Annotated in this window: 14 protein-coding genes and 1 pseudogene; 8 read left to right on the top strand and 7 right to left on the bottom strand. The window is 68.3% G+C overall.

Annotated elements, in window-relative coordinates; genetic code table 11:
• Position 1: 1 nt before the first annotated feature.
• Both MZV50_RS19390 and MZV50_RS19395 read left to right on the top strand, forming a co-directional pair.
• Positions 2-2,923 (top strand): M16 family metallopeptidase, encoded by a 2,922-nt coding sequence (locus tag MZV50_RS19390; protein ID WP_252630914.1) that lies wholly within the window; start codon positions 2-4, stop codon positions 2,921-2,923.
• Between the two features lie 175 nt (positions 2,924-3,098).
• The gene (locus MZV50_RS19395; protein WP_252635279.1) at positions 3,099-3,644 is read left to right on the top strand and encodes a PAS domain-containing protein; all 546 of its coding nucleotides are present in this window, start codon (positions 3,099-3,101) and stop codon (positions 3,642-3,644) included.
• Here MZV50_RS19395 and MZV50_RS19400 read toward each other — a convergent pair.
• The 3 genes from MZV50_RS19400 to MZV50_RS19410 form a co-directional block, all read right to left on the bottom strand.
• Positions 3,641-4,585 carry an aldo/keto reductase gene (locus MZV50_RS19400; protein ID WP_252630915.1) on the bottom strand — a complete coding sequence of 315 codons (945 nt, stop codon included), beginning with the start codon at positions 4,583-4,585 and terminating at the stop codon, positions 3,641-3,643. The genes MZV50_RS19395 and MZV50_RS19400 overlap by 4 nt on opposite strands.
• A gap of 9 nt (positions 4,586-4,594) precedes the next feature.
• Positions 4,595-6,262 carry a choline dehydrogenase gene (locus MZV50_RS19405; protein ID WP_252630916.1) on the bottom strand — a complete coding sequence of 556 codons (1,668 nt, stop codon included), beginning with the start codon at positions 6,260-6,262 and terminating at the stop codon, positions 4,595-4,597.
• Positions 6,263-6,568: 306 nt separating this feature from the next.
• On the bottom strand, positions 6,569-7,105 hold the full coding sequence (locus MZV50_RS19410; RefSeq protein ID WP_252630917.1) for a gamma carbonic anhydrase family protein: 537 nt from the start codon (positions 7,103-7,105) through the stop codon (positions 6,569-6,571).
• A 327-nt stretch (positions 7,106-7,432) separates the two neighbouring features.
• Between MZV50_RS19410 and MZV50_RS19415 the strand changes: the two genes are divergently transcribed.
• The 4 genes and pseudogenes from MZV50_RS19415 to MZV50_RS19430 form a co-directional block, all read left to right on the top strand.
• On the top strand, positions 7,433-8,236 hold the full coding sequence (locus MZV50_RS19415) for a PhoH family protein (RefSeq protein WP_252630918.1): 804 nt from the start codon (positions 7,433-7,435) through the stop codon (positions 8,234-8,236).
• A gap of 90 nt (positions 8,237-8,326) precedes the next feature.
• The gene (locus MZV50_RS19420) at positions 8,327-10,315 is read left to right on the top strand and encodes an OPT family oligopeptide transporter (protein ID WP_252630919.1); all 1,989 of its coding nucleotides are present in this window, start codon (positions 8,327-8,329) and stop codon (positions 10,313-10,315) included.
• 6 nt (positions 10,316-10,321) lie between these two features.
• Positions 10,322-10,969, top strand: coding sequence for a glutathione S-transferase family protein (locus tag MZV50_RS19425; protein WP_252630920.1), 648 nt, complete (start codon positions 10,322-10,324; stop codon positions 10,967-10,969).
• Positions 10,959-11,159 (top strand): annotated as a pseudogene (locus MZV50_RS19430) (hypothetical protein); the annotation flags it as partial. The gene MZV50_RS19425 and the pseudogene MZV50_RS19430, both read left to right, overlap by 11 nt.
• Here the strand turns inward: MZV50_RS19430 and MZV50_RS19435 are convergent.
• A complete protein-coding gene (locus MZV50_RS19435) occupies positions 11,108-11,794 on the bottom strand; it encodes a GNAT family N-acetyltransferase (protein WP_252630921.1) in 687 nt (228 codons plus the stop codon). The pseudogene MZV50_RS19430 and the gene MZV50_RS19435 sit on opposite strands and share 52 nt — an antisense overlap.
• Before the next feature lie 8 nt (positions 11,795-11,802).
• On the bottom strand, positions 11,803-12,417 hold the full coding sequence (locus MZV50_RS19440; protein ID WP_252630922.1) for a TetR/AcrR family transcriptional regulator: 615 nt from the start codon (positions 12,415-12,417) through the stop codon (positions 11,803-11,805).
• An 86-nt stretch (positions 12,418-12,503) separates the two neighbouring features.
• Here MZV50_RS19440 and MZV50_RS19445 point away from each other — a divergent pair, with 86 nt between their 5' ends.
• Positions 12,504-13,787, top strand: a complete 1,284-nt coding sequence (locus MZV50_RS19445; RefSeq protein ID WP_252630923.1) for an MFS transporter — start codon at positions 12,504-12,506, stop codon at positions 13,785-13,787.
• A 23-nt stretch (positions 13,788-13,810) separates the two neighbouring features.
• Here the strand turns inward: MZV50_RS19445 and MZV50_RS19450 are convergent, their stop codons facing one another.
• Positions 13,811-14,017, bottom strand: a complete 207-nt coding sequence (locus tag MZV50_RS19450; RefSeq protein WP_223391281.1) for a DUF3126 family protein — start codon at positions 14,015-14,017, stop codon at positions 13,811-13,813.
• Between the two features lie 51 nt (positions 14,018-14,068).
• Positions 14,069-15,001 carry a LysR substrate-binding domain-containing protein gene (locus MZV50_RS19455; protein WP_252630924.1) on the bottom strand — a complete coding sequence of 311 codons (933 nt, stop codon included), beginning with the start codon at positions 14,999-15,001 and terminating at the stop codon, positions 14,069-14,071.
• Between the two features lie 73 nt (positions 15,002-15,074).
• Here MZV50_RS19455 and MZV50_RS19460 point away from each other — a divergent pair, with 73 nt between their 5' ends.
• A complete protein-coding gene (locus MZV50_RS19460) occupies positions 15,075-15,248 on the top strand; it encodes a hypothetical protein (protein WP_252630925.1) in 174 nt (57 codons plus the stop codon).
• Positions 15,249-15,306: the final 58 nt, after the last annotated feature.

The raw sequence follows: 15,306 nt of genomic DNA on the forward strand, positions 1-15,306 counted from the left end.
GATGATCAGCGCTTCGCGCTTGGCGCTCGTCGCCGCCGCCGGCCTTTCGCTCGCCGCCTGCTCGCATCTTCCCAAGACTCCGTCCCTGCCCCTGCTAAACAAGGAAGCGTCCGCGCCGAGGATCCCGGAGCCGCCGCCGCTGGCGGGCCCGAAGATCACCGACCTGAAGCCGGGTCAGTGGGCGCAGGAGATCTCGGACATCGCGCCCGATCCGGCCTGGCGCTTCGGCGTGCTGCCCAACGGCATGCGCTATGCGATCCGCAAGAACGCCACCCCGCCCGGCCAAGCCTCGTTGCGCCTGTGGTTCGACGCCGGCTCCCTGATGGAGACCGACGACCAGCAGGGCCTGGCCCACTTCCTGGAGCACATGGCCTTCAACGGCTCCAAGAACGTGCCCGAAGGCGAGATGATCAAGATCCTGGAACGTCACGGCCTGGCCTTCGGCGCCGACACCAACGCCCAGACCAGCTTCGACGAGACGTCTTACCAGCTGGACCTGCCCAAGACCGACGATCCCACGGTCAACGACTCGCTGATGCTGCTGCGCGAGGCCGCAGGCGAGTTGACCATCGCCCCCGAGGCGGTCGACCGCGAGCGCGGCGTGGTGCTATCGGAGGAGCGCGCCCGCGACACGCCAGGCTATCGCGTCGCCATCGCTACCTTGTCGGCCCAGATGGAAGGCCAGCTGCCGCCCAAGCGGATCCCGATCGGCAAGACCGACGTCCTGAAGACCGCCCCCGCCCAGCGCATCCGCGACTTCTACGAGGCCTACTACCGTCCCGAGCGAGCAGTGTTGGTGGCCGTCGGCGACTTCGACGTCGACGCCATGGAAGCCAAGATCAAGGGCAAGTTCGGCGACTGGGTCGGCAAGGGCGCGAACGGCAAGAACCCGGACGTTGGCCCCGTCGCCAAGCGCGGCCCGACCGCCAAGCTGATCGTCGAGGCCGGCGCGCCGTGGTCGGTGCAGATGACCTGGACCCGCAAGCCCGACGGCTTGGTGGAGACCAAGGCCGTCGACGAGCGCGACATGCTGGAGAACCTGGCCTTCGCCGTGGTGAACCGCCGCCTGCAGGCCATCGGCCGCTCGGCCGAGCCGCCCTTCATCGCCGGCGGCGCCTTCAAGGGCGACCAGTACGGCGCGGTGCGGGTCAGCACCTTCGCCGCGACCGCCCAGCCCACCCGCTGGCGCGAGGCCCTGGCCGCCCTGGACGCCGAGCAGCGCCGCGCCGTCCAGTACGGCGTGCGCCAGGACGAACTGGACCGTGAGATCGCCAGCATGCGCGCCGGCCTGGTCGCCGCCGCGGCCGGCGAGGCGACCCAGCGCACGCCCCAACTGGCCAACCAACTGGTCGGCACCCTCGGCGACGCCGAGGTGATCACCTCGCCCAGCCAGAACCTGGCGTTCTTCGACCAGCTGGTGAAAGGCCTGACCGCCGACAAGGTCAACGCCGTGCTGAAGACGTCCTTCGCCGGCTCGGGTCCGCTGATGGTCATCGCCGCGCCCAGCGCCATCGACGGCGGCGAGCCGGCGATCCTCAAGGCCTATGACGAACTCAAGAGCCAGCCCGTCACTCCGCCGGCCGCGCCGGGCGTGACCGTCTGGCCGTATTCCAGCTTCGGCCCGACCGGCAAGGTCGCCGAGCAGAAGGACGTCACGGATCTGGACACCGTCTTCATCCGCTTCGAGAACGGCGTGAAGCTGACGGTCAAGCCGACCAAGTTCCGCGACGACCAGGTGCTGGTGAAGGTTCGCGCCGGCCACGGCCTGCTGGACATGCCGTCCGACGCCCAGAGCCCGCTGTGGTCGGGCTCGGCCTTCGTCGAGGGCGGCCTCAAGCAGATCTCGTCCCAGGACATGGAGCGGGTGCTGACCGGCAAGATCTGGAACGCCAACCTGGGTGTCGAGGACGACGCCTTCGTCCTCAGCGGCCGCACGCGCCCCGAGGACCTGTCCACCGAATTGCAGGTGCTGGCCGCTTTCGCCACCGAACCCGGCTGGCGTCCCGAGGCTTTCACCCGCATCAAGACCGCCTATGCCACGGTCCACGACCAGCTGCAGAGCACGACCGGCGGCGTCCTTAGCCGCGACCTGGGCGGGCTGATGCACAATGGCGACCAGCGCTGGACCTTCCCGTCGCGCGAGCAGATCGCCGGTGCGTCGCTGGACCAGTTGAAGGCCGCCGTCGCCAACCCGCTGGCCAAGGGCGACCTGGAGGTCGTCATCGTCGGCGACACCACGGTCGACAAGGCCATCGCCGCCGTCGCCGACACCTTCGGCGCCCTGCCCGCTCGTCCGGGCGACCCCGCCCTGCCCGGGGCCGAGAAGGCGCCCTTCCCCGCCCCGGCCGCCCAACCGGTGCTGCGCACGCACAAGGGTCGCGCCGATCAGGCGGCTCTGTTCATGGTCTGGCGCACGGACGACCTGTTCTCGAACCTGCAGCGCTCGCGCGACGTCTCGATCCTGGGACAGGTCGTACAGCTGCGGCTGATCGACGAACTGCGCGAGAAGCAAGGCGCGACCTATTCGCCGAACGCTTCGTCGACCGCCAGCGTCACCTTCAAGAACTGGGGCTATCTTGGCGTCAGCATGGAAGTGCCGCCTGAAAAGCTGGACGGCGTGGTCGCCTCGATCCGCAAGATCGCGGCCGACCTGCGCGACAAGCCGATCACCGCCGACGAACTGGAGCGGGCCAAGAAGCCGCGCATCGACCAGATCGAGAAGGCCCGCGTCACCAACGAATACTGGCTGGGCGCGCTGTCAGGCGCCCAGACCGATCCGCGCCTGTTGGACGCCACCCGCTCGGTGCTGGCGGGCCTCGAGCGCGTGAGCCCCGCCGACGTCCAGAAGGCCGCCAGGACCTATCTGGGCGACGATCAGTCGTGGCTGCTGCTGGTGAAACCAGAGGCTACAGCCGCCAAGTAGAGCGCCAAAAGCAGGACGCCGAAAAGAAGGCCCTCCCTAACGGGAGGGCCTTTTAAGTTTCCAGGCTCCCCCTTTCCGTGTGTCGGAATGGGACAGCCCGGCCTCTGGCCCGCTTCTCCCAGCAAGCTTCGTGCGGTCGAAGAAGCGGCCGCGAATGGCCCGCCAGGGGACGACCATGTTCCATCCCAGCACGGAACGGCTGATAGACTATTGGCGAGACAAGCGGGGCGCCGCCGCCCTGCCTCGCCGCGCGGACGTCGATCCAGGTGACTTCCTGGAACTTCTGCCGCAGGTGTTCGTCCTGGGCCGAGACGCCGGCAAGATGCCGTTCCGCCTGGCCGGCGGCTTCGTCACCGACCTGCACGCCCGCGACCTGCGTGGCCACGACGCCCTGTCTCTATGGGCCCTGGCCCACAGGCTGGACCTGAAGAGCGCCCTGGACGTGGCGCGCAAGCGCCGCACGCCGGTGGTGGTCGCCGCCGACATCCGCGCTCATGGCGTGCCGTCGGTGGGCATGGAGGTGCTGTTCGCGCCGCTACAGGGCGCCTCGGGCGAGACCGACCGCTTCCTGGGCCTCTACCAGCCGACCGCCATGATCAACCGCCTGATGGGCCGGCCGGCCTATGAGCTGGGCGTTCGCGAGATCAAGCCGCTGGGCGATGGCAACGAGGACCAGCCGCGCCTGCGCCTGGCCACGCTGGACGGCCGGCGGATCGCCTAGCGTCCCGCCTCGTCCAGCCGCTTCCACACCTCGGCCGGCAATTCCAATCGCGCCGCCCCCATCAGCTCGTCCAGTTGCGCCACCGAGGTGGCGCTGGCCAGCGGCGCGGTGATAGCCGGATGGGCCATGATCCAGGCGAGCGCCACCTGCGCCTGGGACGCGCCGACGGTCTCGGCCGCCTCGTCCAGCGCCGCCAGCACGGCCCGTCCCTTGTCGTTCCAATAGTCGCGCCGGATGGTGCTCGCCCGCGCCTTGCCCTCGAAATCGGCCTCGGTGCGGTACTTGCCGCTCAGGAAACCCGCGCCCAGGCCGTAATAGGGAATGATCCCTAGCCCCTCGGCGGCGGTCAGGTTCGCCAGCGCCCCCTCGACCTGGTCGCGATCGACCAGATTGAACTTCGGCTGGATCGTCTCGTAGCGCCGCGAGCCCTTGGCCTTCGAGGTCTCCAGGCTGGCCCTGAGCCGCTCGGGCGAGAAGTTCGACGCCCCGATCGCCCGCGCCTTGCCGGCCTTCACCAGGCGATCGAAGGCCTCCAGCGTCTCGTCGATCGGCGTCTCGGCATCGTCCTGGTGCGACTGATAGAGGTCGATGTAGTCGGTCCGCAGCCGCTTCAGCGAGCCCTCGACCGCCGCCTCGATGTTGGCGGCCGACAGGCCCGGCTGCCTGGGCCACATGGCGACCTTGGTCAGGATCAGCACCTTGTCGCGCTTGCCGCTCGCCGTTAGCCAGCGGCCAATCACGCTTTCCGACTCGCCGCCCTCGTGGCCCGGAACCCAGGCCGAATAGACGTCGGCCGTATCGATGGCGTTGAAGCCGCCGTCGACGAAGGCGTCCAGCAGGCGGTGCGAGGTCGTTTCGTCCGCCGTCCAGCCGAACACATTGCCGCCGAACACCAGCGGCGCAGTCGAGAGGCCGGAACGGCCGAGGGGGCGATGCTTCATGCGCTTCCTCTATTCGGCCGCCACCGCGCGATCGTCCTCGAACACCGGGACGTCCAAGGCCGGCAGCGTCGCCTTGCCCCTTATCAGGTCGGAGGCCCGCTCGGCGATCATGATCGTGGGGGCGTTGGTGTTGCCGCCGATCAGGTTGGGCATGACCGAGGCGTCGATGACGCGCAGGCCCTGCAGGCCCTGCACCTTCAACTGGTCGTCGACCACCGCCAGCGGATCCCCCGCCACGCCCATGCGGCAGGTCCCGACCGGGTGGTAGATCGTCTCGGCGTTGGCGCGGATCCAGGCGTCCAGCTCAGCGTCGGTGCGGACATCCGCCCCCGGCGCGTATTCGGCGTCGCGATAGGGATCGAAGGCGGCCTGGGCCACGGTCTCGCGGGCGATGCGGACGCCTTCGCGGATGGCGCGGCGGTCCTCGTCCGTGGCCAGATAGTTGCCCAGGATGGTCGGATCCGCGAACGGATCGGCCGAGCGCAGTCCGACCTTGCCCCGGCTCTCCGGGCGCAGCTGACAGACGTGCAGGGTGAAGCCGTCCTTCTCGACCACGACCTTGCCGTGGTCCTGCATGATGGCCAGCACGCCGTGGATCTGCAGGTCGGGCCGGTCGAGGTCGGGCCGCGACTTCAGGAACGCCCCACTCTCCAGGAACTGCTGCCGACCCAGCCCCTTGCCGAAGATCATGTAATTGAGGCCCACGCCCAGCTTGTTCAGCCCCTTGTTGGCCGAGAAGGCGGTCTTGAGGTTCTTGCTGGTCCAAGAGACACAGACGTCCAGGTGGTCCTGCAGATTGGCGCCGACGCCCTTGGATTCGTGGACGACCGCGATTCCGTGGGCCTTCAGGTCCTCCGGCGCGCCGATGCCCGATAGCTGGAGAATATGGGGCGACTGGACCGCGCCGGCGCTCAGCAGCACTTCGGCGTCGGCATAGGCGATCTTGCGCTCGCCGCCCTTGCCGACGGCGTATTCGACCCCCACCGCGCGGCGCTTCTCGACCAGGATCCGGGTGGTGCGCGCCTCGGTCACGCAGGTCAGGTTCGGACGCGCGAGCGCTTGGGACAGATAGGCCATGGCCGCGCTCCAGCGCTGGCCATCGCGGATGGTCAGGTCATAGGGTCCGAACCCCTCCTGCTGGAAGCCATTGAAGTCCTTGGTGGTCTTGTGGCCCGCCTGGCGGCCGGCCTCGACCAGGGCGCCGTAGAAGGGGCTGTCGCTTTCGCCCTTCGAAACATGCAGCGGACCCTTGTCGCCATGATAGGCGTCGCCGCCGCCGTGGTGATGTTCCGAGCGCTTGAAGTACGGCAGCACCTCGGCATAGGACCAGCCGGTCAGGCCCATCTGGCGCCACTGGTCGTAGTCGCGGGCATGGCCGCGGATGTAGATCATGCCGTTGATGGCCGAAGAGCCGCCCAGGCCCTTGCCGCGCGGCCACCAAAGTTTGCGATTGTCGAGATGGGGTTCGGCCTCGGTCCAGAAGCCCCAGTTCTGGTCGCCCTTGTCCTTGATCAGTTGACCGACGCCCGCCGGCATCTTGACCAGCACCGAGGTGTTCTTGCCGCCGGCCTCCAGCAGCAGGACCTTGATGTTGGGGTCCTCGGTCAGGCGCGCGGCCAAGACGCAGCCGGCGGATCCCGCGCCGATGACGACGTAATCATAGCGTTCGCTGGCCATGGCCCCGACGCCCTCCCTCGAAGGTTATCGTTGTTAAGGAGAACAGTGATCCGGCTTCGAGGCCCGCGCAAGCTTCGCGCGACGTCATGCCGGAAAACGCGAGTTGCACATTCCAATGCAACTCGAAACGCGATAATACTACCTATGGACGAAACGGAATGCGGCGAGGCCGCATCGTCTCGCCGTGGACCGGACGCCTCCTCCCGGCGAGTCCTTCTCGTGCATGTGCCCCGCGCGAGGAGCGGGAGCGCCGCCTCGCATCCCCCCAAGCAGCAGGCGGCGCTCCCGAGAGGGGCCAGGACGACGTCAGGTCTCGGCGATCGCCTTCAGATCGCGGACGTAGCGCTTCCAGTTCTCGACATAGTGCAGGGCCGAGCCCTGCAGGATCATCGTGTGGTGCTCGGAAACCTCGCGCACCACCTTGCCCGGCGCGCCCATCACCATCGAATTGTCCGGGATCTCCTTGCCCTCGGTGATCAGGGCTCCGGCCCCGATCAGGCAGTTCTTCCCGATCTTGGCTCCGTTCAGGACAACCGCCCCGATGCCGATCAACGAGCCGTCACCGATTGTGCAGCCATGCAGCATCACCATGTGACCGATGGTCACGTTCGCGCCGATGGTCAGGGGAACGCCAGCATCCGTGTGAAGAACAGATCCGTCCTGCACATTACTATTCTCGCCGATCGTGATCGGATCGTTGTCTCCGCGCGCCACCGCGCCCCACCAAATACTCGCGTTCTTCTTGAGAATCACACTGCCTATCACGCTTGCCGTGGGCGCGATCCAGTATTCGCCTTGCGCCGGAAGCGTGGGCGCCACGGCGCCCAGGGAATAGACAGTCATCCGTATGCCTCGTTTTCTTGGGCGCGATTTTCCGGTTAACCACCCGGAAACCATGATGCCCCATTGTAGTCAGGCGATTCGAGAGGGAACATTCCCCAAGCGGGAATCATTCTTCTCTCGTTCGGGTCGGGGGCGACCTTACGCCATCGGCCCACCCGCTGACGAAGACGAGGTGTCGCTCTTGGCGTTCAGGCGTACAGCACCGCCCTCCCCAAGCTCTCAAGGGGGAAGCTCTCCGGAGCCGCCCCGCGCACGCGACTTCGTTGTGTCAATCCAGCTCACCGACAAGGACGACGCCTTTTGGCCTCGTCCTTTTTTCATGCCCGAATGGAGGCTTTGATGACCAAGCGAGCCCTGAAGCGGATGGCGCGCGAAGGCGCGTACGAGACCGGCCACTACGGTGATGACGCCAAGGTGCGTCGCCTGCCGATCGATGTTCGCGACCGGGGAAACAGCTGGAACCCGCTGGGCCACGATGGAGCGCCAAGCAATCCGGAGCGTGATCAGAGCTACCTCAAGACGATAAAACCGAAATCGCCAGGCCAGGCCCAGTTGATGGAAGCCATCGACGAGAAGAACCTGGTCATGGCCCTGGGTCCGGCCGGCACCGGCAAGACCTACATCGCCATCTCCAAGGCCGTGGAGGCGCTGGAGGCCGGTCGCGTCAGCCGCATCGTGCTGTCGCGCCCCGCGGTCGAGGCCGGGGAATCGATCGGCTACCTGCCGGGCGACATGGAGGACAAGCTGGCGCCGTATCTGCGCCCGCTCTACGACGCCCTGACCGATCGCCTGTCGGTCAAGCGCATGCGGGCCCTGATGGCCGAAGGCGCCATCGAGATCGCCCCGGTCGGCTTCATGCGCGGCCGGACCCTGAACAACGCCTTCGTGGTGATCGACGAGGCCCAGAACTGCACCTACATGCAGCTGAAGATGCTGCTGACCCGCCTGGGCTGGCACTCGACCATGGTCGTCACCGGCGACCCGAACCAGTCGGACCTGCTGCCGGGCATCTCGGGCCTGGCCGACGTCGCCGCCCGGTTCGAGGAGGTCGCCAACATCGCCGTCGTCCGCCTGGCCGACCGCGACATCGTCCGCCACCCGCTGGTCGCGGAGATGCTGGGCGTGCTGTAATTTGGTAACAGCGGTTTGAACTGAAGACTTGAGTTTGGGGCGGTCGGATGTGCAAGGTCCGACCGCCTTAATACTTTTTTGGACACGTTCATGGCCGACCTATCCGCGCCGCGCACGGAATTGACCCTCAGGGGCATCCTCCTCGGCGTCGCCATCACCCTCGTCTTCACCGCCGCCCAGGTCTATCTGGGCCTCAAGGTCGGCCTGACCTTCGCCACCTCGATCCCCGCCGCCGTCATCTCGATGGCCCTGCTGCGGGCGTTCAAGACCTCGACCATCCAGGAAAACAACATCGTCCAGACGATCGCCTCGGCGGCGGGGACGCTGTCGTCGGTGATCTTCGTCCTGCCGGGCCTGCTGATGATTGGCTGGTGGTCGAACGTGCCGTTCTTGCCCACCTTCGGCGCCTGCGCCGTCGGCGGCATCCTGGGCGTGATGTACACCATCCCCCTGCGCCGGGCCCTGGTGACCAACTCCAACCTGCCCTACCCCGAAGGCGTCGCCGCCGCCGAGGTGCTGAAGGTCGGCACCGGCTCGCGCGAGGGCGCTGCCGAGGGCAAGGCGGGCCTAGCCGCCGTCAGCATGGGCGCGATCGCCTCGGCCCTGTTCGGCGCCCTGGCCGCCGCCAAGCTGTTCGCCGCCGAGGTCGCGGGCTACTTCAAATTCAAGGCTGGCGCCGGCGCGTCGGGCCTGGGCGCCTCAAGCTCGCTGGCCCTGATGGGCGCGGGTCATCTGATGGGCATCACCGTCGGCGTCGCCATGTTCGCCGGCCTGTTCATCGCCTGGGCCATTCTGGTGCCGATCCTCACGCTCGCCACTCCGATGCCGGACGCCGACGCGGCCACCCACGCCCTGACCGTCTGGAAGACCCAGGTGCGCTTCCTGGGCGCGGGCGTCATCGGCGCGGCCGCCATCTGGACCCTGGCCAAGCTGGTCGCCCCTATCATCGCCGGCCTGAAGTCGGCGCTGGAAGCCGCCAAGGCCCGCAAGAGCGGCGGCGGCGAACTACCCCGCGTCGAGCAGGACATCCCGATCGGCATCGTCGGCATCGTCTCGCTGATCCTGATGGCCCCGGCCGGTTGGTTCCTGGCCCACTTCCTGGCCGGCGGCCCGATCGTCAGCCTGACCGCCCCGCTGGTCGCCATCGGCATCGGCTATCTGATCGTCGCCGGCCTGCTGGCCGCCGCCGTCTGCGGCTACATGGCCGGCCTGATCGGCTCGTCCAACAGCCCGGTCTCCGGCATCGCCATCCTGACCGTGCTGGGCGCCTCGCTGATGGTCGGCGTGGTCGGCCGCGGCGTGGTCGGCCCCGACGTCACCAAGGCCCTGGTCGCCTTCGCCCTCTACGCCACCACCTGCGTCCTGGCCGTGGCCGTGGTCGCCAACGACAACCTGCAGGACCTGAAGACCGGCCAGCTGGTCGACGCCACCCCGTGGAAGCAGCAGGTCGGCCTGGTGATCGGCGTCATCTCGGGCGCTGTGGTCATCCCGTTCGTGCTGGAACTGCTGAACCGTTCGAACGGCTTCGCCGGCGCGCCGAACCTGCAGGCCATCTCGGACCAGCCTCTGGCCGCGCCGCAAGCGACGCTGATCTCGACCCTGGCCAAGGGCGTGCTGGGCGGTGACCTGAACTGGACCCTGCTGGGCGTCGGCGCCCTGATCGGCCTGGCCCTGGTCGCCGTCGACACCATCCTGCGCAAGACCAGCAACGACCGCTATAGCCTGCCGCCGCTGGGCGTGGGCTTGGCCATCTACCTGCCCAGTTCCGTCACGGCCCCGGTCGTGGTCGGCGCCGTGGCCGGCTGGTTGTTCGAGAAGATCGTCGCCAAAGACCGCGCGGCCGAGCCGGCCAAGCGCCTGGGCGTGCTGATCGCCTCGGGCTTCATCGTCGGCGAGAGCCTGTTCAACGTGGCCCTGGCCCTGCTGATCGTCACCACCAACAAGGGCGAGCCCTTGGCCCTGCCCTTCGCGCCGCCCGAGCACGTCGGCATGATCCTGTCGCTGATCGCCGCCGCCATCGTGGTGGTCGGCCTCTACCGCTGGGCCCGCAAGGCCGGGGCGAAGGCGCTGGAGGCGTAAAAGGCGATGTTGAAGGTCTGGGGTCGCCGCTCCGCCTTCAACGTCCAGAAGGTGTTGTGGCTGGTGGGGGAGCTTGGCCTTCCCCACCAGCACATTCCCGCCGGCGGCGATCACGGCGGCCTCGACGATCCCGACTTTCTGGCCATGAACCCGCACGGACGGGTCCCGGTCATCGACGACGACGGCGTGGTCGTCTGGGAATCCCACGCCATCCTCCGCTATCTGGCCGCGCGACATGGCGGCCCCGCCTGGTGGCCCGAAGCCGCAGCCGATCGCGCCGAGGCCGATGGCTGGATGGACTGGGCCCAGACCAGCCTGCAGCGCGATTTCCTCAGCGGCGTCTTCTGGAGCTGGTACCGCACGCCGCCCGAGCGACGCGACAATCAAGCCATCGAGATCGCCCTCGCCGCCTGCGCTCGTCACTTTCGATTGCTCGACAGGGTGCTGACCGACCGGCCGTTCCTGGGCGGCGACGCGCTTGGCCTGGCCGACATCCCAGCTGGCGCGCACCTCTATCGCTATTTCGAACTCGAGATTGACCGACCAGCGACGCCGAATGTCGAGGCTTGGTATGCGCGGCTGTACGAGCGCCGAGCCTATCAGGAGGCCATCATGGTTCCGTTCGGGGAGATGAAGGGCCGGTTGGCGTATTAGCGCCCCCTCCGTCTCGCCGCGTATTCGCGGCGATCCACCTCCCCCGCAGGCGGGGGAGGATGAGCGGCTTCCTCCTCACCCGTGAAACGGGGGGAGGTGGCGCGATGCGGATACGCATCGCGACGGAGGGGGCGCTCCCTACTCCACCGCCCCCAAAATCGTAAATCGCACCTCGGCCCGCCCGCGATAGCCCAGCGACTCGTAGAGTCCGATCGCCGTGGCGTTGTCGGCGTAGCTGTGCAGGAAGGCCTTCTCGCCCCGCGCCAGGATCTTGGCCGTCACCTCGCGCAGCAGGCGGGCGGCGTAGCCCTTGCCCCGGTGATCCGGATGGACGCAGACGCCGCTGGCCTCGGTATAGCCGTCGGGCCGCATCCGCTCGCCGGCCATGGCGACCAGTTGGCCGTCCACCCGCACGCCGATGAACGCGCCCAGCTGGTGAGTGCGGGCGAAGAACGGGCCGGGCTTGGTCAGGCTGGCGAGGGCCAGCATCTCGGCCGCGTCGGCGTCATCCAGGACCAGCATGTCGAACCCGACGTCCCAGGCGGGGGCGACGGTCTCGGCGACCATCTGCAGGCACAGGGCGCTGGACAGGATCTCGGTCCCGGGCGGCGGAGGAGGCGTGAAGGTCTCGACCAAGCCCACCGTCCCCTTGTCGCTAACCAGTTCGCCCAGGGCGGCCAGGCTCTCGGGATTCTGGTCGACCGTCGCGGCGAAAAGGCCGTAGGCCGGGTCCATCCGCACGGCGCCGCCGTGGCGCAAGGCCAGATGGCCCTGGCGGCCGCCCAGGGTGGCGAAGACGGGACGGTCGAGGATGTGGGCGCTCATCCGCCCATTCAAGCGGGGCAATAGGCCGCGATCAACGCCTTCACGGCGCCGACGGCCGCCTTGGCAGGCTTATCGTCGCCGTCGAACATCTGGCTGGAGGTGAAGATCCCCTCGATCAGCAGCATCATGGCGTCGCCCATGGCCTTGGGATCACTCGCGCCCATCTCGGCGGCCTTGGCGTGCAGGCGTTCGCGCAGCTGCTGCTTGTGCGCCTGAGAGACCTGGCGGCCGGCGTGCTGGCGATCGGGATATTCGACCACCGCGTTGGAGAGGTTGCAGCCGCGATAGTCATCGCCATCCGAACGGTCGGCCAGCCCCTGGAAATAGGCGACCATCTGGGCCTTGGGATCGTCCGGATACAGCGCCTCGGCCGCCTCGTAACGGTCCCAGAAGCCCGCCTCGACCTCGCGCAGCACGGCGGCCACGAGCTCGTCCTTGGACTTGTAGCTGCGATAGAGGCTGGGCTTGGTGACACCGGCCTTGGTGACGATCTCGTCGACGCCCACCGCGCGGATGCCCTCGCGATAGAACAGCTCCCGCGCCGTGTCGAAGATGCGCTCGGCGGCGCGCGGACCCGGGCCGTAGGGCCCCTTCAGAATGTCTTCCGGCGATCGTTCGGACATTTTCAGACTTTACGCTTGACGATGTTACTTACCGGTACGTATGTAGCCAATCAAGACCGTACCGATCGGTTACATCGCGAGGCCGCATGACGACCGCCAGCCGCCAGACCAGCCGCCGCCCCTTCGGCCAGAACTACGCCTTCGTGGTGGCCGGGGCGATCTTCCTGGCCCTGCTGGCCGCCGCCGCCCTGCGCGCCGCGCCCGGGGTGCTGATGCTGCCGCTGGAGAAGGCGTTCGGCTGGGATCGGGCCTCGATCTCGCTGGCCGCCGCCGTCGGCATCTTCCTCTACGGCCTGACCGGACCCTTCGCCGCGGCGCTGATGAACTCGTTCGGACTGCGTCGGACCGTGACCCTGGCCTTGCTGCTGATGGCGGCCTCCACGGGCCTGTCGGCCTTCATGAGCGCTTCGTGGCAGTACGTGGCCACCTGGGGCGTGCTGGCGGGCTTTGGCAGCGGCGCGGTGGCCATGGTGCTGGGGGCGACGGTGGTGAACCGCTGGTTCGTCGCCCGGCGCGGCCTGATGCTGGGCCTGCTGACCGCCTCCACCGCCACCGGCTCGCTGATCTTCCTGCCCGCCATGGCCTTCATCGCCGAGCACGGCGGCTGGAAGCCGGTCGTCATCACCATCGCGACCGTCTGCCTGGTCCTGGCGCCGCTGATGTGGCTGCTGATCCCCGAACGCCCCTCTGACGTGGGCCTGAGGCCCTTCGGCGCGCCGGACGACTACGAGCCTCCCGCCCCGATCAACGCCGGCAGCGCCTTGACCTACGCCTTCGCGGCCCTGGGTCGGGCCGCCAAGACCCGGACCTTCTGGCTGCTGTTCCTGGGCTTCTTCATCTGCGGCCTGACCACCAACGGCCTGGTGGGCGTGCACATGATCGCCTTTTGTGGCGACCGGGGCATGCCCGAGGTCAAGGCCGCCGGCCTGCTGGCGCTGATGGGCCTGTTCGACCTGTTCGGCACGACGGCGTCGGGCTGGCTGACCGACCGCTATGACAGCCGCAAGCTGCTCTTCGTCTACTACGTGCTGCGCGGGCTCTCGCTGATCTACCTGCCCTTCTCGGACTTCTCGGTGATCAGCCTGTCGGCGTTCGCGGTGTTCTATGGGCTGGACTGGATCGCCACCGTGCCGCCGACGGTGCGCCTGGCCACCGAGGCGTTCGGGGACCGCGACGGGCCCATCGTGTTCGGCTGGATCGCGGCCGGCCACCAGCTGGGCGCGGCCACGGCGGCCATCGGGGCGGGCGTCATCCGCGCCACGCAAGGCCAGTACGTCGAGGCGTTCATCATCGCCGGGACCGCGGGTCTGGTCGCCGGCGTCGCCTCGCTGATGATCCGCCGCGCGGTCCCCAGGCCAGCGATGGCCTGAGGCGCGCGACGATCAAGCGGAGCCTAGTCCAGGTCTTCGCCGAGGATGGCCATCTCGAACATGAACGAGCCGTCCTCGTCCTCGTCCTGGAAGACCACGCCGATGAACTCACCAGCCACCTCGACCTCGGCCGAGTCCTTCTGCTTGGGACGCGGCTTCACGGCGATGTGCGGGTTGCCGAAGGTGCGCTTCAGGTGCTTTTCGAGCTTGGCGACGGTCGTGGCGTCCACGGGGGGCCTCTTTCTCAGCTGAGCGCCCGGGAGCGCCTTGTTCGCGCGAAACTAGCGTCCGGGGCGAGAGTCGCAAGCAGGTTCCGGCGGATGAGGTGTGGACGCCCCTTCTTGCAGCAGCCAGTCGCGGAAAAGGACAGCCGCTTTCGTGGCGCCGTCGCGCGGCGTCAGGGCCACGATCAGGGTCTGTCCAAGGGCAAAGCCCAGGGGCGCCACCAGCCGCCCGCTGGCTAGGTCGCGCTGCACGAAGGCCCACGGACCGACCGCGACGCCCAGGCCGGCGGCGGCGGCTTCCAGCATGTAGAAATAATGGTCGAACTCCTGCTCGCTGACCGCCGGCGGCAAGCTTTCGGCGCCGCTGTCCTGCACCCAGTCGGACCAGCTCTGCGCATAGGTGCGGGTCAGCAGCCGCGGCAGGCCGCAGATGCGATCGAACGTCGCCGGCCCGGCCGCGGCCAGTTCCGGCGCCATCACCGGCCCGTGGAAGTGGCGCAGGAACGGCGCGGCGATCGAGTCCGAATAGTCAGGCTCGCCGGCGCGGCGCATGCGGATGGCCAGGTCGATCCCGTCGTCCTTGAAGTCGAAGGGCCCGTTGGACTCGGCCACTCGCACTGGGATGTCAGGATAGGCGGCCTGGAAGTTCGGCAGCCGCGGGATCAGCCACTTCATGGCGAAGGTCGGCAGGCACGAGACGACCAACGGCCGAGGACCGGCCTGGACGGGACGCGGCACCGCCGCCTCGATCTGGTCGAAGGCCGGCGACAGGGCCTGGGCCAGCTTCAGGCCGGCCTCGGTCATGCGAAGGCGCGAGCGCGGCCCTTCGGTCAGGGCCACGCCCAGATGCTCCTCCAGCTGGCGGATCTGGCGGCTGACGGCGCCGTGGGTCACGCACAGCTCATCGGCGGCGAGCGTCATGCGCCCGTGCCGGCCGAACGCCTCGAAGGCGCGCAGGGCGTTGAGCGACGGCAGGTGGCGGCGGGCCATGTGAAGAAATCTCACAGAAGGCCGACCGATAAGTCGTTATTCCGAGCGGCGCAACCGGGGGATAGTCGCGCGCATGCCGCTTCCCGCTCCTCGCTCCGACGGCCAGAAGGTCACCCTGCCCCAGGTCCTGGCGCTGATGGCGATCTGGACCGCCGTCATCTACGGGCTGACCGCCAAACGGCCGCCGGATGTCGAGCAAATCTCACTGAAGAGCAGAACCCCCGCCTGCGCCCCCAACGAAGGCTAGGCTCCAGATAAGGTTTGGGCCCCGGCGGCGTCTCGCGGCCGGGGCCCAAGGTCCGCCC

The sequence above is a fragment of the Caulobacter segnis genome (assembly GCF_023935105.1).
Lineage (GTDB): Bacteria > Pseudomonadota > Alphaproteobacteria > Caulobacterales > Caulobacteraceae > Caulobacter > Caulobacter segnis_B.